Annotated in this window: 25 protein-coding genes; 12 read left to right on the top strand and 13 right to left on the bottom strand. The window is 67.7% G+C overall.

All coding sequences use genetic code 11. From position 1 onward, the window contains the following. Positions 1 to 422: 422 nt before the first annotated feature. The 3 genes from ACOQPE_RS00480 (at position 423) to ACOQPE_RS00490 (ending at position 2,341) form a co-directional block, all read left to right on the top strand. A complete protein-coding gene (locus tag ACOQPE_RS00480; protein ID WP_420609996.1) occupies positions 423 to 1,628 on the top strand; it encodes a hypothetical protein in 1,206 nt (401 codons plus the stop codon). A gap of 56 nt (positions 1,629 to 1,684) precedes the next feature. Beyond that, the gene (locus ACOQPE_RS00485) at positions 1,685 to 1,987 is read left to right on the top strand and encodes an HNH endonuclease (RefSeq protein WP_420609997.1); all 303 of its coding nucleotides are present in this window, start codon (positions 1,685 to 1,687) and stop codon (positions 1,985 to 1,987) included. Between the two features lie 162 nt (positions 1,988 to 2,149). After that, positions 2,150 to 2,341, top strand: coding sequence for a hypothetical protein (locus tag ACOQPE_RS00490; RefSeq protein ID WP_420609998.1), 192 nt, complete (start codon positions 2,150 to 2,152; stop codon positions 2,339 to 2,341). A 597-nt stretch (positions 2,342 to 2,938) separates the two neighbouring features. Here the strand turns inward: ACOQPE_RS00490 and ACOQPE_RS00495 are convergent. Next, complete coding sequence (locus ACOQPE_RS00495; protein WP_420609999.1) at positions 2,939 to 3,256, bottom strand: 4-hydroxyphenylacetate 3-hydroxylase N-terminal domain-containing protein; 318 nt, start codon at positions 3,254 to 3,256, stop codon at positions 2,939 to 2,941. A 116-nt stretch (positions 3,257 to 3,372) separates the two neighbouring features. Here ACOQPE_RS00495 and ACOQPE_RS00500 point away from each other — a divergent pair, with 116 nt between their 5' ends. Further along, positions 3,373 to 4,197: an enoyl-CoA hydratase/isomerase family protein gene (locus ACOQPE_RS00500; protein ID WP_420610000.1), complete on the top strand. Its 825-nt coding sequence runs from the start codon at positions 3,373 to 3,375 to the stop codon at positions 4,195 to 4,197. Between the two features lie 21 nt (positions 4,198 to 4,218). On the opposite strand, the gene ACOQPE_RS00505 is transcribed toward ACOQPE_RS00500, so the two are convergent. From ACOQPE_RS00505 to lpdA, 4 genes are read right to left on the bottom strand one after another with little or no spacing between them, the layout of a single operon-like run. Next, positions 4,219 to 5,070, bottom strand: a complete 852-nt coding sequence (locus ACOQPE_RS00505; RefSeq protein WP_420610001.1) for a hypothetical protein — start codon at positions 5,068 to 5,070, stop codon at positions 4,219 to 4,221. 31 nt (positions 5,071 to 5,101) lie between these two features. Next, positions 5,102 to 6,775: a lipoyl synthase gene (gene lipA, locus ACOQPE_RS00510; protein ID WP_420610002.1), complete on the bottom strand. Its 1,674-nt coding sequence runs from the start codon at positions 6,773 to 6,775 to the stop codon at positions 5,102 to 5,104. 11 nt (positions 6,776 to 6,786) lie between these two features. Beyond that, complete coding sequence (locus ACOQPE_RS00515) at positions 6,787 to 8,187, bottom strand: dihydrolipoamide acetyltransferase family protein (protein ID WP_420610003.1); 1,401 nt, start codon at positions 8,185 to 8,187, stop codon at positions 6,787 to 6,789. Positions 8,188 to 8,226: 39 nt separating this feature from the next. Continuing rightward, complete coding sequence (lpdA, locus tag ACOQPE_RS00520) at positions 8,227 to 9,690, bottom strand: dihydrolipoyl dehydrogenase (RefSeq protein WP_420610004.1); 1,464 nt, start codon at positions 9,688 to 9,690, stop codon at positions 8,227 to 8,229. A 226-nt stretch (positions 9,691 to 9,916) separates the two neighbouring features. Between lpdA and ACOQPE_RS00525 the strand changes: the two genes are divergently transcribed. The 3 genes from ACOQPE_RS00525 (at position 9,917) to ACOQPE_RS00535 (ending at position 11,001) form a co-directional block, all read left to right on the top strand. Continuing rightward, a complete protein-coding gene (locus ACOQPE_RS00525; protein ID WP_420610005.1) occupies positions 9,917 to 10,240 on the top strand; it encodes a hypothetical protein in 324 nt (107 codons plus the stop codon). A gap of 69 nt (positions 10,241 to 10,309) precedes the next feature. Further along, positions 10,310 to 10,534 (top strand): hypothetical protein, encoded by a 225-nt coding sequence (locus ACOQPE_RS00530; protein WP_420610006.1) that lies wholly within the window; start codon positions 10,310 to 10,312, stop codon positions 10,532 to 10,534. Between the two features lie 32 nt (positions 10,535 to 10,566). Continuing rightward, positions 10,567 to 11,001, top strand: coding sequence for an SRPBCC family protein (locus ACOQPE_RS00535; RefSeq protein WP_420610007.1), 435 nt, complete (start codon positions 10,567 to 10,569; stop codon positions 10,999 to 11,001). Here ACOQPE_RS00535 and ACOQPE_RS00540 read toward each other — a convergent pair. Further along, entirely contained in the window at positions 10,998 to 12,062 is a 1,065-nt protein-coding gene (locus ACOQPE_RS00540) for a ribonuclease H family protein (protein WP_420610008.1), read from the bottom strand. The genes ACOQPE_RS00535 and ACOQPE_RS00540 overlap by 4 nt on opposite strands. Before the next feature lie 21 nt (positions 12,063 to 12,083). Between ACOQPE_RS00540 and aceE the strand changes: the two genes are divergently transcribed. Both aceE and ACOQPE_RS00550 read left to right on the top strand, forming a co-directional pair. Next, positions 12,084 to 14,786 carry a pyruvate dehydrogenase (acetyl-transferring), homodimeric type gene (aceE, locus tag ACOQPE_RS00545; RefSeq protein WP_420610009.1) on the top strand — a complete coding sequence of 901 codons (2,703 nt, stop codon included), beginning with the start codon at positions 12,084 to 12,086 and terminating at the stop codon, positions 14,784 to 14,786. Positions 14,787 to 14,892: 106 nt separating this feature from the next. Continuing rightward, positions 14,893 to 15,354 carry a MaoC family dehydratase gene (locus ACOQPE_RS00550; protein WP_420610010.1) on the top strand — a complete coding sequence of 154 codons (462 nt, stop codon included), beginning with the start codon at positions 14,893 to 14,895 and terminating at the stop codon, positions 15,352 to 15,354. A gap of 30 nt (positions 15,355 to 15,384) precedes the next feature. On the opposite strand, the gene ACOQPE_RS00555 is transcribed toward ACOQPE_RS00550, so the two are convergent. The 4 genes from ACOQPE_RS00555 to ACOQPE_RS00570 all read right to left on the bottom strand — a co-directional run bounded on the left by ACOQPE_RS00555 (position 15,385) and on the right by ACOQPE_RS00570 (position 18,198). Continuing rightward, the gene (locus ACOQPE_RS00555) at positions 15,385 to 16,149 is read right to left on the bottom strand and encodes an alpha/beta hydrolase family protein (protein ID WP_419916257.1); all 765 of its coding nucleotides are present in this window, start codon (positions 16,147 to 16,149) and stop codon (positions 15,385 to 15,387) included. A 62-nt stretch (positions 16,150 to 16,211) separates the two neighbouring features. Next, on the bottom strand, positions 16,212 to 16,433 hold the full coding sequence (locus ACOQPE_RS00560) for a hypothetical protein (protein WP_419916258.1): 222 nt from the start codon (positions 16,431 to 16,433) through the stop codon (positions 16,212 to 16,214). Between the two features lie 151 nt (positions 16,434 to 16,584). After that, positions 16,585 to 17,025, bottom strand: a complete 441-nt coding sequence (locus ACOQPE_RS00565; protein ID WP_420610011.1) for a hypothetical protein — start codon at positions 17,023 to 17,025, stop codon at positions 16,585 to 16,587. A 60-nt stretch (positions 17,026 to 17,085) separates the two neighbouring features. Then, complete coding sequence (locus tag ACOQPE_RS00570; protein ID WP_420610012.1) at positions 17,086 to 18,198, bottom strand: acyl-CoA dehydrogenase family protein; 1,113 nt, start codon at positions 18,196 to 18,198, stop codon at positions 17,086 to 17,088. A 261-nt stretch (positions 18,199 to 18,459) separates the two neighbouring features. Between ACOQPE_RS00570 and ACOQPE_RS00575 the strand changes: the two genes are divergently transcribed. Continuing rightward, positions 18,460 to 20,205, top strand: coding sequence for a molybdopterin-dependent oxidoreductase (locus ACOQPE_RS00575; RefSeq protein WP_420610013.1), 1,746 nt, complete (start codon positions 18,460 to 18,462; stop codon positions 20,203 to 20,205). A 30-nt stretch (positions 20,206 to 20,235) separates the two neighbouring features. Next, positions 20,236 to 20,877: an MBL fold metallo-hydrolase gene (locus ACOQPE_RS00580; RefSeq protein ID WP_420610014.1), complete on the top strand. Its 642-nt coding sequence runs from the start codon at positions 20,236 to 20,238 to the stop codon at positions 20,875 to 20,877. A gap of 20 nt (positions 20,878 to 20,897) precedes the next feature. Here the strand turns inward: ACOQPE_RS00580 and ACOQPE_RS00585 are convergent, their stop codons facing one another. Genes ACOQPE_RS00585 through ACOQPE_RS00595 form a run of 3 tightly spaced genes read right to left on the bottom strand, consistent with a single transcriptional unit; the run spans position 20,898 to position 24,250 of the window. Further along, on the bottom strand, positions 20,898 to 21,743 hold the full coding sequence (locus ACOQPE_RS00585; protein ID WP_420610015.1) for an ABC transporter permease: 846 nt from the start codon (positions 21,741 to 21,743) through the stop codon (positions 20,898 to 20,900). Beyond that, positions 21,740 to 22,747, bottom strand: coding sequence for an ABC transporter ATP-binding protein (locus ACOQPE_RS00590; protein ID WP_420610016.1), 1,008 nt, complete (start codon positions 22,745 to 22,747; stop codon positions 21,740 to 21,742). The genes ACOQPE_RS00585 and ACOQPE_RS00590 overlap by 4 nt, the downstream gene beginning before the upstream one ends. Before the next feature lie 60 nt (positions 22,748 to 22,807). Next, positions 22,808 to 24,250, bottom strand: coding sequence for an amidase (locus tag ACOQPE_RS00595; RefSeq protein ID WP_420610017.1), 1,443 nt, complete (start codon positions 24,248 to 24,250; stop codon positions 22,808 to 22,810). 50 nt (positions 24,251 to 24,300) lie between these two features. Here ACOQPE_RS00595 and ACOQPE_RS00600 point away from each other — a divergent pair, with 50 nt between their 5' ends. Next, on the top strand, positions 24,301 to 25,674 hold the full coding sequence (locus tag ACOQPE_RS00600) for a M20/M25/M40 family metallo-hydrolase (RefSeq protein ID WP_420610018.1): 1,374 nt from the start codon (positions 24,301 to 24,303) through the stop codon (positions 25,672 to 25,674). The last annotated feature ends 21 nt before the right edge of the window (positions 25,675 to 25,695 follow it).

Genomic DNA, 25,695 nt, shown 5'->3' on the forward strand with positions numbered 1-25,695 from the left:
GAGAGCTTGCAGGACCCTTCAGGGTCGGCTCAGGTCGGCTCTGAGGGGTCCTGCGCGTGTGTGCGGGGTACGGTGCCTGTGGGGACCCCTGCCCCGCCCGGCGGGGCCATTTCGAGGGTCGTAGGGGAGTCCAGCCGTGCTACCAAACCCGATTTGAGGCAGAAATGGCGTCTCTGGCGTCGAGAGTCGTAGCCGAGTACCGGAATATCAGCCCGGATCGGCTGCTGAAGGTGCATGAGCAATGGATTCGGGCCACATTTCAGCCCGATATTGAAGTCTCGGCGCTGTCTCTGCCCCGTGGAAGCGCCAAGAGCGCTGTTACCGGGCGGTTGGTGGCGCTCGGCATGATTCCCGGCTCTTGTCTGTGGCGTGACGGTCTCGAAACCGTCGTGGTCGCGGCGTCTCTTCGTCAGGCTCGGATCATGTGGCGGTTTGCGAAGGCGTTGCTGCCGGGTGATGAGTACCGCTGGCAGGATTCAGACCAACGCATTGCAGTCACTCACAAGCCGACGGGCCAAACGGCCTATTGCATCTCATCTTCTGGCCGGGCCGCTATGGGCCTGAGTCAGTTCGGCTCGATCTTCTTCGACGAACCCGCTGCGCTGGAACAGCGCAATGGCGCAATGCTCTTCGACGCTGTTCGCCAGTCACTCGGCAAAGTGGAAGGTCAGCGGCTGATCCTGCTGGGCACCCGTGCGCCCGCAGAGCCGGGTTCTTGGTGGCCTGACTTGCTCGATGGCGGCTCAGGCAATGGCACGCATGTAACGATGCTGAGCGCCCCGCCGGAAGCGCCGTGGGATGACTGGAACACGATCAGACGGGTGAACCCGGTTGCGAATGTTCACGCTCCGCTGAGACGAACGATTCTCAGGGAACGCGACGAAGCACGAAAGAAGCCGACCCTGCGAAGGTCATTCGAGGCATACCGGCTGAACCGGAGCGTGCTTGCATACGAAGACGTTCTCATTGAGGCAGAAGACTGGCTTCGTGTCGAGAGTCGTGATGTCCTGCCGCGTGAAGGTGCTTGTGTGGTCGGCATCGACTTGGGCGGGGAGCGCTCATGGTCGGCTGCTTGGTGCCTCTGGGAGAATGGGCGGAGCGAGTGCTTCGCAGTGTGCCCAGGCATTCCATCGCTTGAAGAGCGTGAGCGGCAAGACGCCATGCCTGCCGGTCTGTACCGCCAGCTTGCTGCCGACGGCGTTCTAGTGGTCGATGAGGGTCGGAGAGTGTCCAAGCCGACCACGCTGCTGCAAGTGCTCGAAGCGAACGGCATACGGCCAGCGGTGGGCTATCACGACCGTTTCCTGCGGGGCGATCTGAGAGACGCTGTAGACGGCAGATTCCCGTTAGTCGAGCGTGTCACCCGTTGGTCTGAGGCAACCGAAGACATCTCGGCTTTCCGCCAGCTTGTGAAAGACGGGCCGCTGTCGATTGCTCCCCAGTGTCGGGCGCTGGCCCGTATTGCGCTGTCTCAGGCCGTGGCGGTATCCGACGATCAGGGAAACGTGAGGCTGTCCAAGAAGCGGCATGACAGAAGCCGTGATGACGTGGCAGTAGCGGCCACCTTGGCCGCGGGTCACTTGGTGCGCTGGCTTCGTGCTCCGACTCCGACGCTGCGGGTCTGGTGAGCCGGTCGCCTTCGGGTGCGCTGTCATCGAGACGGCAGGCGCGTTGGCGAGACGAAGTGCTGAGCCGCGACGGCTTCCGCTGTGCGAAGTGCGGGCGGGCCGGGAAGCTGGAGGCGCATCACATCGAGCCGGTGCACATTGCGCCCGAACTGGCCTATGACGTGGGCAACGGTTTGACCCTTTGTCGAGCGTGCCATATCGACAAGTCGACGGCAGCGAACACCAACCCGCAGAACGAAGCCGCGGCGAGTGCCAGCAGCGAGCCGAGACGGGCGCTCACAAGCCTGTCTGAGCGCTCGGGCCACGTCTCCCGCCTTGTTGCCTCTGCGGGCGCTCAGGAGGCTTCCTGCGCTGTCTGAGGGCAGGCAGAGGGCTTGCCTCCCGCAACGCTCAGGAGCGCTTCTGCGGGCCAAGGCGGCAGGCTGCCCCAGCGAGCCTCAGACACGGACAAGCAGGCACGCAGAGAACGCAGGCCGAGCAGGTCGCGGCCCCCGTACCTATGCCGTGCGTAGGATGGCGGCATGGAGAACGGCAACAGCGAGATAGAGGAACTGCGAGAGCATCTGGACAAGCGGCTTGACCACCAAGACCGCAAGCTCGACCGGATCGAGAGCGATCTGCACCAAGTGAAGGTGACAGTCGGCTCAATCAAGATGGAAACGAGCGCTCTCATCGACACTGTGGCCGACATCAACCGCCGCTCCGACGCCTAGCCGACCAACAAGCTCAGAGGGTGCAGGATTCTGCCCCAGCGCACTCGCGTACCGACGCTGCGCGGGCCGCTGGCAGACTGCCCCGCCATGAGGCTCGACGATGAGGATTCAACGAAGCCGACAGCGCAGGCAGCTGCGCACGGCTTGAAGCTCGCCAGCGGCTTGCACCTGCTTGCTGGCGACCTGCCTTCCATCGTCGGCAGCACGGGTGCACGGCAGGCGTTCGGCTGCGCTGTCGTGGTCACAGAGACGACGGCTGCCCAGCAGGTCGTTTCGTTCCTGCCTGCTGTCGCGAGACGTTGCAGCCGCAGCCGAGCAGCACGCGAAGCCGGGTTGTGGAGTTGTGAGCGCCTAGGGGTTCCCCAACCCCAACAAGTTCGCTTGTGCCTTCCCGCAGCATGACGGCGCTGGCCGCTGAACAGGCTCTAGCTCGAAGTTGTGAAGTTGCGGCTTCCTAGGGTTTCGCAACCCCAACAACTTGCTGAGCGCGCGTGCTGCCCCGTGGTCAAACAGGGACAAACGACGAACCAAAGAGAACCACGCAGAAGGTCAAATACTGGGCCGATAGGGCATAACCGCAGGTCAGACGGGGTTTCCCTAGTCGGGCTTGGAGTCGACCATGCGGCCTGCGGCGGTCTTCAGGGTTTGGATGGACGTGTAGGTGACGTGAGCCATCATCCCCGCCGAATGCAGCATCGGGATCATCTCGCGCAGATCGTCCGCGCTGCGCGGCACGGTCATCAGCGGCGACATGGCCTCGGGTGCCGGGTCGTAGAAGCGGTCATAGCCCGCGGCCGTGGCGTCGACCGTCTGGCCCAGGATCGGGTGGGTCTCCAGGTCGTCGATCTGCTTGCCCTCGAAGTACGTCAGGCGTCCGTCTGCGAGCGATTCCTTGTACTGCTGGCCGGTGCGCATCGTGAGCTCCCCATTTGTCACAGTTGCCGTGCGAGCGGCAGTCACGCTAGTGGCGCGCGGTGGAACCGGCCGGCGTCGGAGGTGACTGCAGGGGCCGGTGCGCTAGAACGGCACCCATGACGGATCCCTCCTACAAGGGCCCTGTGCCCGACATCTCCGACCCCGACGCAGCGGCGAGGTACCAGCTCGACGGGCACGTCGCCACGATCACCTACAACCGGCCCGAGGCAATGAACGCCATCAACGGCGACATGCGACAGTGCCTGAACGCCGCGTGGATGGAGTTCTACAACAACCCCGACGCGTGGGTGGCCATCATGACCGGGGAGGGCCGGGCGTTCTGCGCCGGCGCCGACCTGCGCGATCCCACCCGGGGCTCGGCGGGAATCTGGTCGGGGTCGTACTTCGAGATTCCCACCATCAACAGCCTCGAGAGCGGTCTCGAGCTGTACAAGCCGATCATTGCGGCCATCAACGGCGCGTGCATCGGCTACGGGCTCACCGGGGCCCTGGTGGCGGACTTTCTCATTGCATCTGACCGCGCCATCTTCGGCATGCCCGAGGTGAGGATCGGTGTGCCGACCATCGTGGGCTCCATGCGGATGCCGCACAAGATCGGCTGGGCGAACGCCATGGAGATCCTGCTGACCGGTGAGAACTTCGACGCCGAGCAAGCGCACGAGATGGGGCTCGCGTGGAAGGTTGTGCCGCACGACACGCTCATGGACGAAGCTCGCACCCTGGCCGAGCGCCTGTGCCAGGGAGCGCCCCTTGCCGTGCGGGCCGTGAAGGAAGTGGCGTGGCGCAGCCAGCGCATGGGCTGGACCGAGGCCCTGCGCATGGGCGAGTCGATCCGCAAGATCGTGGGCGACAGCGAAGACGCCAAGGAAGGCGGGCGGGCCTTCGCCGAGAAACGCCCGCCCGAGTGGACGGGCACCTGACTGTCCAACCCCTGAACAGAGCTAGCCGGCCAGGGTGAGTCGAGCCACGAGGTCGGTGCCGAAGCCGGTCAGGATCGCTAGGTAGAGCAGCCCGGTGGCCGCCATGACGGCCGCGTACTGGCGCTCGCGCAGCGCCGCCATGGCCACAGCGGCCAACGCCACGGTGGTGACCGCGCACGCAATCCAGAACCAGCCCAGCAGCCCGCCGTAGCCGTCGTCAATGCTGCCGGTCAGTACCGCAATCATGCCGGTGGGCAGCAGCAGCAATCCCACCTCGATCGGCCAGATGCCGCCGAGATGGCGCACCAGCTCCCGCAGCGGCTCCCGGCGCAGACCGGGCTGCACGAGATACCAGTGGCCCAGCAGCATCGAGTTGCTCACGACTCCGAGGAACGCAGCGCCGACCACGACACGGGCGAGGTGAAGCGCCGGTGCGATGTCACCGCTCGCGCCGAGCCCTGCAGCGATGACGCCGACCAGTCCGACAAGAGGCGCCGCGAGGTCCCAGCGCGGGTCGAATCCCTCGATTGTCCTTCTCGGGGAGGAATCAACGGTTGTCCCGCCGTCGCTGCCGGCATCTCCGAGTTGCACCTGGAGATCCGCCCCGGGCAGGTTGGGCATTGCCGAACGCACGAGTGTCGCACCGGCGCACAGCGCCATCGCTAGGCAGGCCACGTCGCGCACGGTGTTCGGCTGGAACACGAATCCGGTGACGGCCGCGACGGCAGCGATCACCGCGTAGAGCGACCGCAGCAGCCATCCGTAGCCGAGCCCTACTTCCCGCCGACGCGTGGTCACCCACAGGTACGCCAGCCCCCCAGTGGCCCACTGGCACATCACCGTCGCCACATCCACCGGTGCACCCTCAGCCATCGCCGTGCTGCCTCTCGCTGACCGAGGTGCGCTAGGCCGGGACGGGACGGGCCCGGGGGCTGAGCTCTACGGCTGCGGCGGATTCGGCGGCGTGATAGCTCGAACGGGTCAGCGGGCTCGACTCGACATGGTCGATGCCGAGCGCGGTGCCTGCCTCCCGCCAACGTTCGAAGGACTCGGGCGGCACCCAGCGAGCGACCGGAATGTGATGGCTCGTCGGTCGCAGGTACTGGCCGATCGTGACAATGCTCACGCCGACAGCCGCCAGGTCGGCCAGCGTGAGATCGACTTCTGCGTCGTCCTCGCCCATGCCGACGATGATGCCCGACTTGGTGATGTGTCCCGCCGAGGCGCTGCGCGCCAGCAGAGCGAGGCTGCGGGCGTAGCCCGCCGAGGGCCGTACCGCCCGCTGCAACCGGGCGACGGTCTCGATGTTGTGATTCAGAGTGTCGGGGCTCGCATCGAGAACTGTCTGCAGCGAGGAGGCATCGCCGGCGAAGTCGGGCACCAGCACCTCGACGGTCGTGCCGGGCGACCGATCCCGGATGGCGGCGATGGTCTCGGCGAAGGCAGCGGCCCCGCCGTCGGGAAGATCGTCCCGGGCCACGGCGGTGACCACCGCATGATCCAGCCCCATTTCGGCCACCGCATCGGCGACGCGGCGGGGCTCGCCGGGATCGAGCGGCGCAGGCTGGCGAGTGTCCACGAGACAGAAGCCGCATGCACGCGTGCACCGCTCGCCGTTGAGCATGAACGTGGCCGTGCCTGCCCCCCAGCACTCGAAGATGTTCGGGCAGCCGGCTTCCTCGCACACCGTCACCAGCTCGTGCTGTCGCATCACCCGGCGCAGCCGGAGATAGCCGTCGTTCAGGTCCATCCCGGCACGCAGCCACGACGGCTTCCGCTCGCCGAGACCCAATCCGCCGTCTACCCCAGCTTCGGCCAAGCGCGCTCTGCTACGAGGCGGCGAGACCTCGACCGGTCTGGAGGGTTGCCCTGGACCCTGGCCCCGGCTGAATGCACTGAGGTCGGAAGGGCGGTGGCGCCACGCCACGTCTGCGCGCTCGCAGCCGGTTGCGCTCCATCTCTCGGCTGCACGCCCGACCACGGCGTCGGCCACCTCGCGCATGGTTGCTGCGCAGCCCTCGGCTCGCAACGACGTCGGCCGGAAGTCGCGGATGCCGCACGGGATGATCCGTTCGAACCACGACAGATCCGTCTCGACGTTCAGCGCGAAGCCGTGCATCGTGCGGCCGCGGCTCAGGCGCACGCCGATGGCGGCAATCTTGCGCGGTGTGCCCTCGAGATCCAGCCACACCCCCGGATACCCGCGGAAACGGCCGCAGCCGGGCAGCCCCAGGTCGGCCAGCGCATCGATGAGCACCTGTTCCAGATCGCACACGTACGCCGAAGTCTCCGCCAATCCCCCGCCGCGGCGACCGGGCAGCGTCAGGATCGGGTAGCCGACGAGCTGGCCGGGACCGTGGTAGGTGAAGTCGCCGCCGCGGTCGATGCGGACGCAGTCGGCGCCAACGTCGCCGGGATCGACGAGCAGGTTGGCCTCGTCTGCGCTCGGGCCCGCAGTGAAGACGTGGTGGTGTTCGAGCAGCAGCAGGTAGTTCTCCGCGCTGTGCGCCCACAGGCGCCGCTGCAAGTCGAGCGCTTCGCGGAAGCCGACCCTCCCGAGCCAGCGCACCTGCAGCACGGAGCGCACAGCTAGAACTCCGCTCCCCAGTCGTGCTGTTCGAGCATCTGGCGGATGTGGCCCAGGAACCCTGCGGCGTAGCTGCCGTCGAATGCACGGTGATCCCAGCCCATCGCCAGGTGGCCCACCGAATGCACCACAATGCTCTCGTTGCCGAACCGGTCCGTGACCACGACTGGGCGCCGGGCCACGCCGTCGGTGGAGAGCACAGCCACCTGGGGCTGGTTGATGATGGCTGCCGTGGTGTAGGTGCCGAAGGATCCGTTGTTGGAGATGGTGAATGTGCCACCGCTGATGTCGTCGGGCGTCAGGCGCCGTTCCCGGGCACGCGCCGCGAGCTCGTTCATCGTGCGGGCCACGCCTCGCAGGCTGAACGAGTCGGCGTCTCGCAGCACCGGCACGATCAGCCCGTCGTAGTCGAGGTCCACGGCGACGCCGATGTTGCGACGACGCCAGATGCGCAGGCCGCCGTCCTCCACCGAGGCGTTCAGCCGTGGCCATTGGGCCAGGGCGTCAGCGACGGCAACCACGATGAACGGCAGGTAGGTGAGGCTGAATCCCTCCGCAGCCCGCCACGCCTCGCGGTGGGCCCGGCGCACCTGCTCCACATTCTCGTAGTCGACCTCGACGACGGTGAGGGCGTGCGGCGACGTGGCCATGGAGTTCACCATGTGCTCGCCGGTTCGGCGGCGGATGTTGTTGAACGACTCGTAGCGCGAGTCGCCGTCGGTCCATTCAGCCGCAGCAGCGGCGGCGACCGGTGCTGGCACGGGCGGCGGACCGGGCGCCGAAGTGCGTTCGCCGGCAGCCGGTCTGGCCGGAGACGTCGTGGGGCCCGCACTCGCAGCTGCGGCACGTTGCCGCTCGTCGATGGCGTTGAGCACATCGGACCGGGTGATACGACCGCCGACGCCCGTGCCCACGAGGGCGGCAGGGTCGAGGCCATGCTCTCGTACCAGGCGCCGGACGACGGGCGAGAGCAAGTGGCTGCCATGGTCGGTTGCAGGCCCGTTCGCTGCGCCGTTGGCCCGTCCAGCAGCCGCACTCGCAGCGACAGGTGCAGCGGCGGGCACCGCTGGCGGCTCAGCCGGTGCAGCCGTCGGAGCGGCAGCCGGTTCTGCTGGCGCGCCACTGGGCACGGGGATTGCCGCATCGGGCGGCGGCGCGACAGCGCCTTCGGGCAGCTCGACGATCGCCAGCACCGTCCCGACGTCCACGGTCTCGCCCTCGGGGACGCGTATCTCGGTGAGTACCCCCTCCATCGGCGAGGGCACTTCGCTGTCGACCTTGTCGGTCGACACCTCGTAGAGCATCTCGCCCACCGAGATCGCATCACCCGGGTTCTTGAACCAGCGAGTGATGGTGCCCTCGGTGACGGTCTCGCCGAGCTGGGGCAGCACCAAGTCAGCCATATGGCACCCCAGAACGGCGCACGGCGGCTGCCGCCGAGCTCATCCGTGCAGACCTCGCCCGGTGAGCGAGAGCATCGTCTCGCCGAAGAGCTCTGACAGCGTGGGGTGGGGCTGCACCAGCGCCGCCACTTCGGCGACCGTGGCCTCCCAGTTCACCGCCAGGTAACCCTGACCGAGCTGCTCGGTGACCCACGGCCCCATCATGTGAACGCCGAGCACGCGCCCGGCAGTGCCGTCGGCCTCGCGCTCGGCCACGATCTTGACGAGGCCCTCGGTGTCGTTGACGATCATCGCCCGAGAGTTGCCGGTGAAGCGGTGCTTGGACGTCACCACCTCGTAACCGGCTTCGCGAGCCGTCGCCTCGGTGAGCCCCGCAAACGCCACCTCGGGATGGCAGTAGATCGCCCAGGGCACGTTCGCGTAGTCGACCGGCGCCGGTTCTTCGCCGAGCATGTCTTTCGTGGCCACGATCGCCTCGGCGAACCCGACATGGGCGAGCTGCGGCGTATTGATGAGATCGCCGATGGCATAGACGCCGGCCATGGTGGTGCGGCACATCTCGTCGGCCACTACGAAACCCCGCTCGTCGAGCTTGACCTCGGTGCCGTCGAGGCCGAGATGATCTGCGTACGGTCGGCGTCCCACCGACACCACCACGGCATCGACCTCGAGGGACGCTTCGGTCATGTCGCCGTCGCCGGAGCGGGGAGCGATCTCGTACTGCACGGTGGTTCCGCTGCCATCGGGAGTGTGGCCGGTGACCCGGCAGCCGGTCAGCACCGTGATCCCCCGCTTGGAGAACGCCCGAGCGAGGGCCTTGGCGATGTCGGCGTCGACGCCGGGGATGATCTGCGGCGCGTATTCGAGGACGGTGACTTCGGCGCCGAGATCGGCCAGCATCGAAGCGAACTCGCAACCGATGGCGCCCCCGCCGATCACGGCCACACGGCTCGGCACCTCGTCGAGTGCCAAGACCTCGTCGGAGGTCATCACCAGCGTGCCGTCGCGATCGAATCCCGGCAGCGTGATCGGCACCGAACCCGCTGCGAGGAGCACCTGATCGCCCTGCAGCGTCTGGATGCCGGACTCGCCTGCGTCGACCTCGACTGAACGGTCGGCACGCAGCCGTCCCGTGCCCTCGTAGGTCGCGACCTTGCGGCGACGCAGGAGCCCCTTCACCCCGGTCTCGAGGCCGTCGACGATGCGCTGCTTGCGGCCCTGCGAAACGGCGAAGTCCAGCTCAGGCGGCTCGACATTGACGCCGAATTCGGCGGCCTCGCCGACGGTGCGCCAGACCGCTGCTGTCTCGAGCAGTTCCTTGGCGGGAATGCAGCCTCGATGCAGGCACGTGCCGCCGAGCCGGTCGCGTTCCACGAGGGCGACGCTCATGCCTGCGGCGCCGGCGTACAGGGCTGCCCCGTAGCCCGCAGGGCCTCCGCCGATCACCACGAGGTCGTACCGAACCGGGCTGCCTGTCTCGCCGGAGTTCGTGTCATCTGCCATCGCGCGACGAGGGTACGCCGCGTTTCCGACCGGTTCGCACCGCGGCCCCGCAGCATGCACTTCGCCCGAGCACGGCAGTGCTACAGCGCGATGAGCACCTGGACTGCGAACGCCATCAGGATGACCATCCCGGTCACGAGTGCCAAAGCAATCAATGCCCGGGTGCTCACCGGGCTGAATGTATCCCGCGCTATTGCATCCTGGACCCAGGGATAGGCTCGGCAAGGTGACGCATCCGCGGTACCGAGCGGTCATCGTGCTGCTGGCCGGGCTGGCAGGTCTCGGCGTTCTGGCCAGCTGCGGGAGCGTTGAGGTCAGCGTGTCCCGGGATACGGCGGCCACGGCATCTGCTGCCGAGGTGCCCACGACCACCTCCGGCGGCACCGACACCGGTGCGGCTGTCGAGCCAGCAGCGACGACTGCCCCGGTCACCCAGGAGACCCGGGCCGAGATCCTGCTGCTGGAAGGCGCGCTGCTCGACGGGCAGCAGTTCGATCTGGCTGCAGCGGCTGGCAACGATGTCCTGCTGTGGTTCTGGGCGCCTTGGTGACCGGCGTGCAATCGTGAAGCGCCTGCGGTCGCAGCGCTGAAGGCAGAGCACGGCGACAGCTTGGTCCTGGTGGGCGTTCCGGGCGGCGACTCCCAGGATTCCTACCGGAAGTTCGTGGCCAAGCACCAGCTCGGCGACGTCCCGCAGCTCAGCAACGAGGACGGCGATCTGTGGGACCAGCTCGGCAACAGCTACCAGCCGAGGTGGATGCTGGTGCGGGCCGACGGAAGCATCGAGCGCGGCGGCGGCACGCCCCCGCCCGACATCGTTCACGACGCGCTCACGCCCGCCTGAGAACAGCCATGGCCAAGCCGAAGCAGCGGAGCGTGAGTGTGGAACGGCTCATTGTCGCTCCCGCGGAGAAGATCTTCGCGGTGCTGACCGATCCCGGCCGTCATTGCGAGATCGACGGCTCGGGAACACTGGCTCGCCTGACCACCAGCGCTGCCCCGCTGACGCTGGGCAGCACGTTCTCGATGCGCATCAAAGTCGGCGTTTCCTACACCGTGAAGAATCGGGTGTTGGAGTTCGAGGAGAACCGCCTGATCACCTGGGCGCACTGGCAGGGCCAGCGCTGGAGCTACCGGCTCGAACCACAGCCCGACGGCAGCACGCTGGTGCGCGAGACCTTCGACTGGTCCACTGCGAAGCTGCCGCGGAGCGTCGAGCTCATCGGAGCTCACAAGAAGAACGTGGCCAACATGGAAAAGACGCTCGAGCGGCTCGCCGCACTCGTCGAGACCCCCGTCGACGGCGACTAGTCGCCGGGTTCGATCACCCAGACATCGTCCAGCGCATCCTCCAGGCGCCGGTTCAGATCGCCCAGCGTGCGGTCGTCAGCGCGGCGAACCAGCACGGCTTCGTCGCAGTTGTGCATGAACCAGGTGTCCCGGCGACGCATCGCCTTGCCGAATGCCTCGGTGTCCGCCGGCACGCGGTTCGCGAGCACGAATTCCTGCTCTGCACGCTGGCGCAGCTCTGCAAAGCGCTGGCGTGACGGCCCCGGCCACCGCCGCTCGACGCCCTCGAATGCCAGCACCACCACATAGGGCACACCGGCCGCGAGCGCAGCCTCAGCACCCAGGGTCTCGGCGCCGAGCCCCAGGCCCGTCGCTACGACGAGATCGGCATGCAGCTCGCGCTTGGCCGCAATGACGTCGCTCAGCTGCCGGAGCACCTTGCGCGAGACCGGGTTCTCGTTGTAGCCGCCGAGTTCCGGCGGCCGGTGGCCCAGCACGGCCACCGAGTGACCGGTGATCTCTCGGTTCCCCGACGTCGGTTCGTCGGTGCTCACGGCACCCTTCGCCGGGCGGTTCGGTGTCGAACGCGGGTCGCTCAGCCGATCGAGCACGTCATCGTCGAACCGGTTGCCGCTCTGGCCGGCACCTGCCCCCGCAGCATGCACAGCCAGCGCGTCGGCAGCGGAGTTCAGCCGCTGGCCGGCATGACCCTTCACCCACTCGAACGTCACCTCGCTCCGCGCCAGCACGGCCTCGATGAATGGCTCCCACAAATCCCGGTTGGCCACCGGCTTCTTCGCAGTGTTCAGCCAGTTGCGCCGGTGCCAGCCCTTCCACCACTCGTCGGTGAAGCACTTCACCACGTAGGTGGAGTCGCTGACGATCCGCAGCGGTCCGTCCAAGTCCTCAACGGCTTGCGCCGCGGCCGCGACCTCCATGCGCTGGTTGGTGGTGGAGGGCTCGAAGCCGCAGGCCCACGGCCCGCCGTCGACCACGTAGGCCCAGCCGCCCGGACCTGGATTGCCCAGGCATGACCCGTCGGTGAAGACCTCTCGCGCTGCCGCGTTCGATTTCTGGCTCATCCAAGTGCGACACTAGAACCCATGCTCTTCGACGGGTTGCATGAGCAGATTCCCGATATCGACCCCGACGAGACCGACGATTGGCTGCAGTCGTTCGCAGCAGTCGTCGAGGAACGGGGCAAGAACCGCGCACGTTTCCTGATCCGGCGGCTCATGTCCAAGGCCCGTGAGATGCAGGTCGACTTCCCCGCCACCGTCTCGACGCCATACATCAACACGATCGCCCCCGAAGACGAGCCGTGGTTCCCCGGCGACGAGGAGATCGAGAAGCGCCTGCGGGCCTTCATCCGCTGGAACGCCGTGGCCATGGTGACCCATGCGAACTCGTGGGCCGACGGCATCGGCGGCCACCTGTCAACCTTCGCCAGCTCCGCGGCGCTCTACGACGTGGGCTTCAACCACTTCTGGCACGGCAAGGACGACGGCGAGCCCGGCGACCACATCTACATCCAGGGCCATGCGGCGCCGGGCATCTACGCCCGGGCCTACCTCGAAGGCCGCCTCGACGACACCGATCTCGAGCACTTCCGGCGCGAGATCGGCCGCACCGGCCTGTCGTCGTACCCCCATCCCCGCCTGATGCCCGAATTCTGGGAGTTCCCGACGGTGTCGATGGGCCTCGGGCCGATCACCGCCATCTATCACGCCCGCTTCAACCGCTACCTCCACAACCGCCGAATCGACAACACGTCGGAGTCGAAGGTGTGGTGCTTCGTGGGCGACGGCGAGACCGACGAGCCCGAGACGCTCGGCGCGCTGCACCTCGCCGCCCGGGAGCGGCTCGACAACCTGATCTTCGTGGTGAACTGCAACCTGCAGCGGCTCGACGGTCCCGTACGCGGCAACGGGAAGATCATCCAGGAGCTGGAGGCCAACTTCCGCGGTTCGGGCTGGAACGTGATCAAGGTGATCTGGGGCGGTCGCTGGGACGAGCTGCTCGCGCGCGACCGCGACGGCGTGCTGCTCAACAAGATGAACGAGACCATCGACGGCGAGTACCAGCGCTATTCGGTGGAGAGCGGGCAGTACATCCGTGAGCGGTTCTTCGGCCCCGATCCGCGGCTGCGCGAGATGGTGCAGCACCTCTCCGATGAAGACCTCCAGACCCTGCCCCGCGGCGGCCACGACTACAAGAAGCTGTACGCGGCCTACCAGGCGGCCGTCGAGCACGAGGGCAGTCCCACGGTCATCCTGACCAAGACGGTCAAGGGATGGTCATTGGGGCCCGACCTCGAAGCCCGCAACGCCACCCACCAGATCAAGAAGCTGAACCGCACGCAGCTCATGACGATCCGCGAGCGACTGCGGCTGCACAACGAGATCGACGCCGAGTTCGATCCCGATGACCCGCCCTACTGCCGGCCGGCACCCGGCAGCGCCGAGCACGAGTACCTGATGGCACGCCGCAAGGCGCTCAACGGCCCGCTGCCCAAGCGCATCGGCAACTGGTGCCGCAAGGCGCTGCCGATGCCCAGCTCCAAACCCTTCGAGGAATTCTCGGCGGGGTCGGGCGAGATGGCGGTGTCGACCACCATGGCGTTCACCCGGATGCTGCGGGCGATGACGCGTGAGCCGGGTTTCGGCGACCGGGTGGTGCCGATCATTCCCGACGAGGCCCGCACGTTCGGCATGGACTCGCTGTTCCGCGAGCTGGGCATCTACGCCAGCCAGGGGCAGCTGTACGAGCCGGTCGATCACGACCTGCTGCTGTCGTACACCGAGCACATCGACGGCCAGATCCTCGAGGAGGGCATCACCGAGGCGGGTGCGCTGGCCAGCTTCACCGCCGCGGCCACGTCGTATGCCACTCGCGGCGTGGCGATGGTGCCCTTCTACACCTTCTATTCGATGTTCGGCTTCCAGCGGGTCGGCGACATGATCTGGGCGCTGGCCGACATGCGGGGGCGCGGTTTCCTCATGGGGGCCACGGCGGGTCGCACCACCCTGATGGGCGAGGGTCTCCAGCACCAGGACGGCCACTCGCCGCTGCTGGCCTCGGTGGTGCCGCCATGCCAGGCCTACGACCCTGCGTTCGCCTACGAGCTGGCTGCCATCGTGCAGGACGGCATCCGGCGCATGTACGGCGTGGGCGAGGACATCTTCTACTACCTGACCATCTACAACGAGAACTACGTCCAGCCGCCTGAGCCCGACGATCTCGCTGTGGAAGATCTTCTGGCCGGGCTCTACCGCTACGCCCCGTCGCCGCTCGGACGAGCCCACTCCGGCACAATTCTGTTCTCGGGCTCGGCGCAGGGGGCTGCGCGAGCGGCCGCCGACCTGCTGGCGGCCGAGCACGACGTGGGCGTCGACCTGTGGAGCGCCACGTCCTACAAGGCGCTGCGCGAGGAGGCGCTGTCGTGCGAGCGGTGGAACACGCTCCATCCCGACGATCCCCAGCAGGTGCCCTTCGTGACCCGGCAGCTGGCCGACGGCATGGGGCCGGTGATCGCCGTGACCGACTTCATGCGGGCCGTGCCCGACCAGGTGTCGCGCTGGATCGGCCGCGACTACACGTCGCTGGGTACCGACGGCTTCGGCCACAGCGACACCCGCAGCCGGCTGCGGGAGCACTTCGAGATCACCGCCGAGCACATCACCGTGGCCGTGCTGTGGCGCCTCGCCGAACTGGGCGAGATCGACTCGAGCGCGGCGGCGGAGGCCATCAAGCGCTACGGCCTGGCCACCGACAGCGCCGACCCCTGGTCCGCCTCCGCACACTGAACGACCTGCTCCGCCAGCATCCGGCTCAGCAGGCCAAGTCGGGACACCAACGGACAGATCCGAGATTCGTGGCCGCTTGGGCGGTCGCAGTGAGCAGACTGTCCCGGTGCCCAGCGACATCCCGTGCCCGCAGCGGTGGTTCGACGACTACGAGGCCGGCGAGCGTTTCACCTTCGGCTCCACGACGATCGACGAGGCCGAGATCATCGAATTCGGCCGCAAGTTCGACCCCCAGCCCTTCCACATCGATCCCGAAGCCGCCCGTGACACGGTGTACGGCCGGCTGATCGCCTCGGGATGGCACACCGGCTCGATCATGATGAAGCTGCTGGGCGAGCACCTGCTGGGGCCGTCCAGCATGGGCTCGCCCGGTCTCGACGAGCTGCGGTGGCTGGCGCCGGTGCATCCGGGCGACCGTCTCACGCTCGTGGTGGACGTGCTGGAGCTGCGCCCGAGCCGCTCCAAGCCCGACCGGGGCATCGTCAAGATGGCCCATGAACTCGTCAACCAGCACGGCATCACAGTGGTGCGCTCAGTGGCGAACATGATGATCGCCCGCCGCCCCTGAAACAGCCCGATCCACGAGCGCTTCGCTCGGCTAGGCGTACTGGGCGGCTGCTTGGCGCTCCAGCCAGCCCAGCAGGATGGCCACCGCTCGCGGATCGTGACGGATGCGGTGGTCGGCACCCTCGATGAGACGCAACTCTGCACTGGGATGCCCCGAAGCCAGATGTCGGGCCTCTTCGTAGGGCACCTGCCGGTCGTTGATGCCGTGCAGGATCAGCAGCGGCCGGTCGGCCAGCTGTCCCACAGCGTCCATCGCCCGGTTCTGCTTCAGTTCACGATTCCAAGCGCCCGTCGACTTCGGAAAACCGTCAGTTCGGATCACACCCACGTTGCGACAGTGCTGCAGGAACGCCTTGGGGTCGCTCGCCCAGTCGTCAAAATCCGCCCTGGGCGCCATTGCGGCCACGCCGCGAATCCGGGCGTCGCGCGCCGCCGCCAGGATCGCCACAGAGCCGCCGGTAGTCGAGCCCACGAGCCATACACCCCGGCAACCCTCGGAGAGCACACGGGTGACCGAGCGGCCGATGTCGTCAATCCAGCCGAGCAATGAGAAATCGCCGTCAGACTCGCCGCAGCCGCGCATGCTCACCGCAAGCACTGTCCAGCCTTGGGCCTCGGCGATGCGCTCGGCGAAGAGCTGGTAGGTGCGGTTCGGCACGCCGGGCCGCTGCATCGACGGGAAGCCGTGGCAGAGCACCACTGCGGGCCCGCTGCGGACAGGTCGTTTCGGGCGCACCAGGATCGCTGCGAGGCCCGGGCTGCCCTCGATGGTGGTCTCGGTGACGTCGGTGCTCACGTCGCTGCGGGCTGTCGGCCGAATACCGCATGCGCGGCCGTTGCAAGGCGCACCGTCATGTCCTAGCGGCAGAGCCGCGACAGGCGGTAGCCGCGGTTGCGCGCTTCTGGCAGCTCGTCGGGGCCGAAGGTGGCGTAGGACTGCGCTGCCACGATGTCAGCGACGGCTGCGGCGAGCTGTTCGGTGACCGCCGGATCATCAGTCTCGAGTTCCATGTCGTAGACGATCTGGTTGCGCTTGTCGCCGACGAATCGGCAGCCGGCGAGCTCCCTCGGGATGTCCATGGGAACATTCTGCCGTCCTGCTGCGGGCTCAGCGTGCGTTAGAGGATGCGCGGACAGGTGAGCCCTCTGCTGTTTGCACCTGACGCTCCCCGCTCTTGTTCGCTGGCGCTCACGGGCCGCTCGGGCCACGGCTTTGCCTATCGGCTCAGCCTCAATCGGGGTCCACGACGGCAAGCGCGCCGATCAGGCGGAGGTACTCCAAGTGCGCATCAGCGACCGCGGTGACCTGCTCCAGCGACACCTCAAGCCCGTCTCGGCGGACGCTGCGATACAGATCGGCTGCCGAGGATTGGTCCTCGGTGACCGTCGTGCCCGTTTCGCCCTCGGCATCAGGATCAGCGTCGTCCGACGTAGGTGGTGGCGCGAACTGCAGCTGGTTGAGGTGTGCCCGCAGCAACGTCTCGAGCTCGCTGGGCTCCAGTGCCGCAGCAATGTCGAACGGCACGAGATCGGCGACAACTTCGGCCGCCTCGGCGAGACGCCACACCGGCTCGCGTCGCTGGCGGCCCAGCCGCTGCGCCTGCGTGCCGACCACGCCCGCGGCAACGACGAAGCCGATCACCAATGAGATGACGATGACCGCGACAATCACCGGTGCCTCCCCGGCAGCTCAGATGTCCGTGCGGCGCGCCTCAGTCTGACTTGTCCTGGCCTACAGGCCGATGCGCTGGGCCAGCTGCTCCCGGTGGTAGGCGGGATCGCCGAAGATCAGCTCGGAGCTCTTGGCACGCTTGAAGTACAGGTGCGCAGGGTGCTCCCAGGTGAAGCCGATGCCGCCGTGGATCTGGATGTTCTCCGCGGCGCAATGGAAGTACGCCTCTGAGCAGTAGGCCTTGGCGAGCGACGCCACCGACGGCAGCTCGTCGTTCATCTCCGCAGCGCACCAAGCCGCGTAGTAGGCAGCCGACTTGGCCGACTCGACCTCGAGCAGCATGTCGGCGCACTTGTGCTTGATGGCCTGGAACGAGCCGATCGGGCGCCCGAACTGCACACGGTCCTTCGCGTACTGCACGGCCATGTCGAGCACGAACTGCGCACCGCCGACCTGCTCGTTGGCCAGCGCCACCGCAGCCAAGTCGAGCACCTGATCGATGTAGGCGAAGTTGTCGGTGTCGCACAGGTGCTTGGCCGGCGTGTTGTCGAAGGTGATGCGGGCCTGCTTGCGGGTCTGGTCCATGGTGGCGAGGTTCTCGCGGCTGAGTCCCGCAGCATCGCCCTCGACGGTGAACAGGTGAATCCCGCCGTCGCAGCGCGCCGCCACCACGAACAGGTTCGCCGTGCCGCCGTCGGTCACGAACATCTTCTCGCCCGAGATCGTCGCCGAGTCGCCCGTGTCGGTGGCCTCCACCTCGACGCCCTCGGCATCCCAGCGGCCGCTGGCCTCAGCCAGCGCCAGCGTGGCGATGATCTCGCCCGAGGCAATGCCTTCGAGCAGCTCTTCTTTGGCCTTCTCATTACCCGAGTGCAAGATGGCGTTGCCGGCCAGCACCACAGTGGAGAAGTAGGGCGAGCACAGCAGGCTGCGGCCCATCTCCTCGAGCACGATTCCGAGCTCCACGTAGCTGGCGCCCTGGCCGCCGTACTCCTCGGGAATGATCAGCGCCTGCAAGCCGAGCTGCTCAGCCATCTGCGACCACACGGCGGGGTCGTAGCCGTCGTCGGTCTCCATCAGCTCCCGAACGGTGGTCTCCGGGGACTTCTCCTCGAGGAACGAACGGACGAAGTTGCGGAGCTCTTCCTGCTCCTCGGTGAATGCGAAGTTCACGGACGCGCCTCCGGGCTGGTGCGGCCAGCACAGCTTGAGCACTGGCGCATGAGTCAGGCGAAGTTCTATCACCCAGCGGCCCGATCGACTCAGGGACGGCTCATCAACTCCGGCACCAACGGTGGAACCTCCGGCACACGTCGAGCGTTAGCTTTCGTGACGGGCGCCCCCCAGCGGGGTACGCCGGTTCGGCCCCCCGACCGGTGCCCGTCCAACTCGACCCGGAGGCTGAGCCGGCCTCCTCCAGCGAAACGGGCAGACATGAGCGACAGTTCCCACGAGGCCGCGGCCGATGCGCCCTCCGGTTCCGAGGCGCCGGGCGGCCGGGGCATCGGCCGGCTCATCCGCCGGCCCGGCTCGGTTGCCGGATTGCTGGCCGGCGTTGCCGGTGCCGCGGTCGCGCTGGCGTTCGGCGAGTTCATCGACGGATTGGTGGACACGATCCCGTCGCTCGTGGTGGCCGTCGGCGAGGCACTGGTGGACTACTCGCCCGACTGGGCAGTGAAGCTGAGCATCGAGCTGTTCGGCGAGAAGGACAAGGCCGTGCTGGCGATCGGCATCGTCGGAGTGTCGCTGATCATCGGCGGACTGCTGGGCGCCTGCGCCATGGCGCCACGGCGCCGGTGGGTACCCTTCGCTGGATTCGCTGCGTTCGGCGTAATCGGCGGCTGGACTGCTGCGCGCAACCCGATGAGCCCGTTCGTGGGCTCCTGGGTGGTCGCGTTGGCTGCTGCCGCACTCGGTTACCTCACGCTACGGCTGCTGTTGCGAGTCGCTCCGGCCCGCGGTGCGGTACCGGGAGACGATGACGCGCCCCCTGAGCCTGCTGGCACGGCGATGCCCGAGGCAGCCCCCGACGCCAGTCGCAGGGCCTTCCTGCTCGGCATCGGCGGCGCCGGTGTGGCCGCCGTCGGTCTCGTCGCGCTGGGTCGGGGCGTGCGCGGTCCCTCAGCGGCTGAGACGGCCCGCGCTGGCATCGACTTGAGTGCGGCGAGGCCTCCGTCGACAACCGCTGCCGCGGGCACGGCGACCGCTGCCCAGCCCACCGCCACCACGGCGGCAGGACCCTCGGTCGCCACCCAGGTCGCCGCGCTCGACACGCTCGACGAGGTCGTCGGCATCTCCAGCTACGTCACCCCCAACAGCGACTTCTACCGGATCGACACGGCGCTGACGGTGCCGCAGGTCGACCCCGCCAACTGGAAGCTCAGCTTCACCGGCATGGTCGACAATCCCTATGAGCTGACCTTCGACGAGATCCTGGCGATGGACCTCCAAGAGCACGTGGTCACGCTGTCGTGCGTGTCGAATCGAGTCGGCGGCAGCCTCGTCGGCAACGCCGTCTGGACCGGTGTGCCGCTGGTGGACCTGCTGGAGCGAGCCGGTGTGCAGGCGGGTGCCGATCAGGTGGTGGGCCGCTCGGTCGACGACTGGACCGCCGGCTTTCCCACCCCGCTGCTGTACGACGGCCGCAACGCATTGCTCGCCGTCGGCATGAACGGCGAGCCGCTGCCCACCCGCCACGGCTTTCCTGCCCGCCTGATCGTGGCAGGACTCTATGGCTATGTGTCGGCGGTGAAGTGGATCGAAGAAATCCACCTCACCACGTGGGATGCCTTCGACGGCTACTGGGTGCCGCGGGGATGGTCCAAGCGCGGCCCGATGAAGACGCAGAGCCGGATCGATGTGCCCGGCAGCGGCGACCGCCCCGTCGCGGGCACAGAAACGGCCATTGCCGGCATTGCCTGGGCGCCGACGCGGGGCATCAGCGCCGTCGAGGTTCGCGTCGACGACGGGCCCTGGCAGCAGTGCGATCTGGGCGAGGCGCTGGGCGATGAGAGCTGGGTGCAGTGGCACCTGCCCTGGACGCCCACCGCTGGCACGCACTCACTGCAGGTGCGGGCGATCGACGGCACCGGCATGACCCAGCCCGAAGGTCCCAAGGACGTCCGCCCCGACGGCGCCGAGGGCTGGCACCGCGTCGCCGTGCGGGTAGACGCCGCCTGAGCAGCAGTAGCTGCGTCTTAGGATGCGGCCATGGCTCTGCACTGGTCCGCCACCGGTATCGAAGTCCACAAGCACGTCGTGCGCCCGCTCGAGGGCAACCTGCCCCACGGCTTTCCCGACGACTTCGACAACAACGTCTTCACCATCCGTTGCACCGAAACCGGCGAGGCGATGCTGATCGACGCTTCGAACGAGCACGAACGGCTGCTGGAGGTGTGCCAGAAGCTCGGCGTCGTCACGGTGGTGGAAACCCACGGCCACTGGGACCACATCCAGGCCGTGCCTGCGGTGCGCGATGCCGGCATCGAGGTGGGCATCACCGCCGAGGACGCGACGATGCTGCCCAGCTACGACTACATCCTCGAAGACGACTCAGTGATCGAAGTGGGCCGCCTGCGGATCCGCACCATCCACAATCCCGGTCACACCGCCGGCTCCATGAGCTTTCACGTGGAGGGCACGCCGCTGCTGTTCACCGGCGACACGCTGTTCCCGGGAGGGCCCGGCGCCACCAGCGGCGGCGGCGACTTCGACCAGATCATCCGCAGCATCGAGGACCGGATGTTCTCGGCGTTCCCCGCGGACACGATGGTGCTGCCCGGCCACGGCCTCGACACCACGATCGGCAACGAGACGCCCCACCTGCAGGAGTGGATCGACCGCCGCTGGTAGCGCCTGCCTGAGATCTGGGCTCAGCCCGTAGCAACTCGACGCGCCAGCGACCTGAACGCCATGAAGAACGTCACCACGGCGAGGCCGAGGATTGCCGCCGCGCCCTTGGCGAGCGCAACGCCGTCCCAGCCCGTCGACAGGATCGTGCGCATGCCTTCGAGCAGGTAGGTGACCGGGTTCCAGGCTGCAACAGCGCGCATCCAGCCCGACATCAGCTCCCGGGGCAGGAACGCCGGCGTCAGGAACGCAAACGGGAAGAAGATCAGGAACGCGGAGTTCACCGCAGCAGGGTTCCCGGTGCGCAGCGCCACGGTGTACGGGAAGCCGGTGAACGCAAGGCTCCACGCAATCGACAGCAGCAAGAACACGGCCAGTCCCAAGACTCCGGTCTCGAACCACACGCCGAAGGCCAGCCCCATCACGATCACGAACAGCGCCAGCCCCAGCGCCATCACGATGTCGGCCACCATGAGGCCGAGCAGCAGGGTGGACCGTCGAATCGGCGTCACCAGCATGCGGTCGAGATAGCCGGACTGGATGTCGATCACCAGCACGCTGGCGCGTGAGATGCCGGTCACGGCGAAGATGATCGCCACTGGCAGCTGGAACGCCCGGTAGTCGGCCACGCCGCCCGACATCGGGCCAGCCCCTGCGCCGGCCGCTGCACCCGCTTCCACGAACGGCTCGAGCGCACCGACGTTCACTACGAAGAAGAAGACCGGGATGATGAGCGCCGGTCCTACGAACTCGGGTTCGCGCAGCACGCTGCGAACCGCCCGCCGGGCGATGGTGGCGATGTCGGTCACAAAGCCGACCCGTCGGGTGAGTCCGCCGCCCGTCAGCGCAGGGGCCGTGGTGTCGGTCATAGCGTGCCCTTCGTCGCTTCGTCTGCAGCCGCTTCTTCGGCAACGGCCATGCGGTAGCCGGTGGCCTGCAGGAATACGTCGTCGAGCGTGGGCGTGCGTACCGTCAGCGCGGTGGGATGCACGTCGGCGTTCGCCAACGCCACGGCGGCCGCGCCGATGAGCCCGGCACCGTCGGATGTCGCGATGGTGACGCCGAGCCGGCCCGCCGTCACGCCGTCTGCGCCCGGCACTGACGACGCCACTTCGGCTGCCCGGCTGATGTCGCTGGGCTCGAGATCCACCACGATGACGTCGGCGCCGACACCCCGCTTCAGCTCGACCGGCGTTCCCTGCTCCACGATCCGGCCGTCGGCCAGGATCGCGATCCGATCCGCCAGCGCATCGGCTTCCTCCAGGTACTGGGTAGTGAGGAACACCGTGACGCCCAGCTCACTGTTGAGACGTCGCACCTCCTCCCAGACCTGCGCACGGCTCACGGGGTCGAGGCCGGTGGTGGGCTCGTCCAGGAAGATCACCTCTGGTGCATGGATCAGCGACGCCGCCAGGTCGAGGCGTCGCTTCATGCCGCCGCTGTAGGTGCTGACACGGTCGTCGATGGCATCGCCGATATCCGCGAGGTCGATGGCCTGGGAGATGGACGAGGCCCGGTCGGCCGGGCGCAGCCCGTACAGGCGGGCCTGCAGGTCGAGGATCTCGCGGCCGGTCTGCTTCTCGTCGAGGGCCGCCTCCTGCATAGCCACACCGATGCGGACGCGGACCTCGCCGGGGTTCTTGGCCACGTCGTAGCCGGCAACACGTGCTGAGCCCGCCGTCGGAGCCAGCAGCGTGCACAGCATGCGCACCGTCGTGCTCTTGCCCGCGCCGTTCGGACCCAGGAAACCGAAGATCTCGCCCTGATGAACGAGCAAGTCCACGCCGTCCACCGCCCGCTTGGCCCCGAACTCACGCACCAGCCCGTGGGCTTCGATCGCCGTTACCGGCGCTAAGGAATTCGATTCGGACACCGGCGGCAGGCTACCGAGCGGCCTGCGCTGGAGACCCGGGAATTTAAGGCAACTTGCTCGCTAGCCGGGAAGCTGTGGCAGGACGTCGATGTGGCGGGTGGCCGACTCCCACGCGTGGGCCAGCTCGAGCACCGAGCGGTCGGCGCGGTGGCGGCCGACGAGCTGCAGGCCTACCGGCAGCCCGTCGGGGGTGAATCCGGCCGGCACCGAGATGGCGGGATGCGTGGTGACGGTGATGTCGCTGCATGAGCGCATCCAGTCGATGTAGGTCTCGAACTCGACGCCGTCGATCTCAGTGGGGTACTCGACCTCGACGTCGAACGGCGGCACCTGGGTGGTGGGACACGCCAAGAAATCGAAGCCGCCGCTGGGCGACATGAATTCGTTCATGCGGGCGAAGAGCTGGGTGTGCCGTCGGGCGACGTCGGTGTACTCGTGGATCGACATCTCGAAACCCTTCTGGATGTTCCAGGCGAGCGTTTCCTTGAACTGGTCCCGGTGCTGTTCGAGAAGCGGGCCGAAGCCGACGGCAAACAACCAAGCTCGGCGAGCCTGGAAGATCTGCGGGGCGTCGGACAGGTCGGGCCAGGCTTCGACGACCTCACAGCCCAGGTCGGCGAGCACATCGGGCACGTTCGACGTCGCGGCCCGGACCGCCGGGTCAACCGGGAGACCGCCGGCGTCAGGCGACCATGCCACGCGTACGCCGTGCAGGTCGCGGTCCAGCGAGCCGGCGAAGACTTCCGGCAACTCTTGATTCGACACCGGCGAACGGTCATCGGGGCCGGCGAGCGCCCGCAGGAAGAACGCCACGTCGCCGACCGTCCGCCCCATCGGGCCCTCGACGGCCAGCGGAAACCAGGCATCCATCGCCGTGGTCGACGGCACCCGTCCAGGCGAGGGCCGGAAGCCCACGATGTTGCAGAACGCCGCCGGGTTGCGCAGCGAGCCGCCCAGGTCTGACCCGTCGCACAGCGGCAGCATCCGGGCGGCCAGCGCCACTGCTGCGCCCCCGCTGGAGCCGCCGCAGGTCTTGCTGACGTCGTAGGGGTTGCGGGTGATGCCGAACACCGGGTTGAACGTGTGCGAGCCGGCGCCGAACTCGGGCGTGTTGGTCTTGCCCACCATCACAGCGCCAGCCTCTCGCTGACGCTCCACCACCAGCGCATCGATGTCGGGGACGAACTCGGCGAACAGCGGCGAGCCCATGGTGGTGCGCACGCCGGCGGTCAGCGCCAGGTCTTTGTGGGCCACGGGCAGCCCGTGCAGCAGTCCCAGCGACTCGCCTCGGGTCCGCGCGTCGTCGGCAGCGGCCGCACGTTCGGCCGCCAGCTCAGGCGTGAACGTGACAATGGCGTTGAGGGCAGGGTTGACCTGCTCGATGCGCTCGAGATGTGCCGCCAGCAGCTCTCGCGCCGAGATCTCTCCGTCGGCCAGCATGGCCGCCATCTGTGTGGCAGGCAGCCCGCAGACGCCCGCATCATTCCCAGAGCCCGAGTTCATCGGGTCATTCGACCACAGTCGCACGCCCGCCGCCGCGTAAGTTTCAGGCCATGAGCCAGTCATTCACTGCTGGGACCAGCGACGAGAACCGTCGCACCGGTCAGACCGTCGAGCTGCTGCAAACGCTGATCCGCAACGAGTGCGTCAACTACGGCACGGCCGAATCCGGCGGCGAAGTCCGCAACTCCGACACCATCCAGGCCTACCTCGAAGGCGCCGGACTGGATCTCGAGGTGTTCGACGCGGCGCCTGGCCGGCGATCGCTGGTGACCCGCATCGAAGGCAGCGACCCGAACGCTCCCACCCTGTGCCTCATGGGCCACACCGACGTGGTGCCGGTGAATCGTGACGGCTGGAGCCGCGACCCCTTCGGCGGGGAGCTCATCGACGGCGAAGTCTGGGGCCGCGGCGCCGTCGACATGCTCAACCTCACGTCCTCGATGGCGGTGGCGATGCGGCACCTGGCCCTGACCGGCTACCGGCCCAAGGGCGACCTCATCTATTTCGCCTGTGCCGACGAGGAAGCCGGCTCTGCTTATGGCGCTCGCTGGATGGCCGAGAACCACTGGGATGTCATCGGGGCCGACTACGTGCTGACCGAGAACGGCGGCCTGCACTCGGGGTCGCCCGACGCCCCGTTCATCGGCATGAACATCGGCGAGAAGGGCGTGGCGTGGCGGCGACTGCGAGTGCGAGGCGTGCCCGGCCACGGCTCACGTCCGTTCCGGCAGGACAACGCGCTGGTGAAGGCCGCCGCAGTAGTGCACCGGATCTCGGAGTACCGGCCACCGCCGAAGTTCCACGAGCTGTGGCGCGAGCAGGTCGACACGCTCGGCGTCGACGACGAAACCAAGGCCATCATGCTCGACGAGAACCTCATCGAGGATTGGCTCGACGCCCATCCGAGCGCGTCGGCGGCCGCTCACCTGTACTCGTGCACCCACACATCGTTCTCACCGAATGTCCTCGGGGCGCCCACCGCCATGAAGACGAACGTCATCCCTGATCACGTCGACATCGAGGTGGACGTGCGGACGCTGCCCGGCGAGGGCGCTGCGGAGGTGCAGGCGCATCTCGACGAGGCGCTCGGTGATCTCGCCGACCAGGTCGAGGTGGAGATCATCATGAACGACCCGGCATCGCTGAGCCGGGTCGAGACGCCGCTGTGGGACGCGCTGGAGGTGGCGGTAGGGCGCCGCTTCCCGACTGCCCGGCTGACGCCCCAGCTCATCATCGGGTTCACCGACTCCCGGGTGTATCGCGACATGGGGGCAGTCGCATACGGCGCCGGCCTGTTCAGCCCCGAGCTCGACGGCGCCGACTTCGGCGCCCGGTTCCATGGGAACGACGAGCGCATCGACATCGAGTCGCTAGCGCTTACCACCCAGCTGTGGCTCGACGTGGTCGACAGCCTCTGGGGCTAAGGGCGGGGCCTACGGGCTGAC

The sequence above is a fragment of the Candidatus Poriferisodalis sp. genome (assembly GCF_965219595.1).
Lineage (GTDB): Bacteria > Actinomycetota > Acidimicrobiia > Acidimicrobiales > Poriferisodalaceae > Poriferisodalis.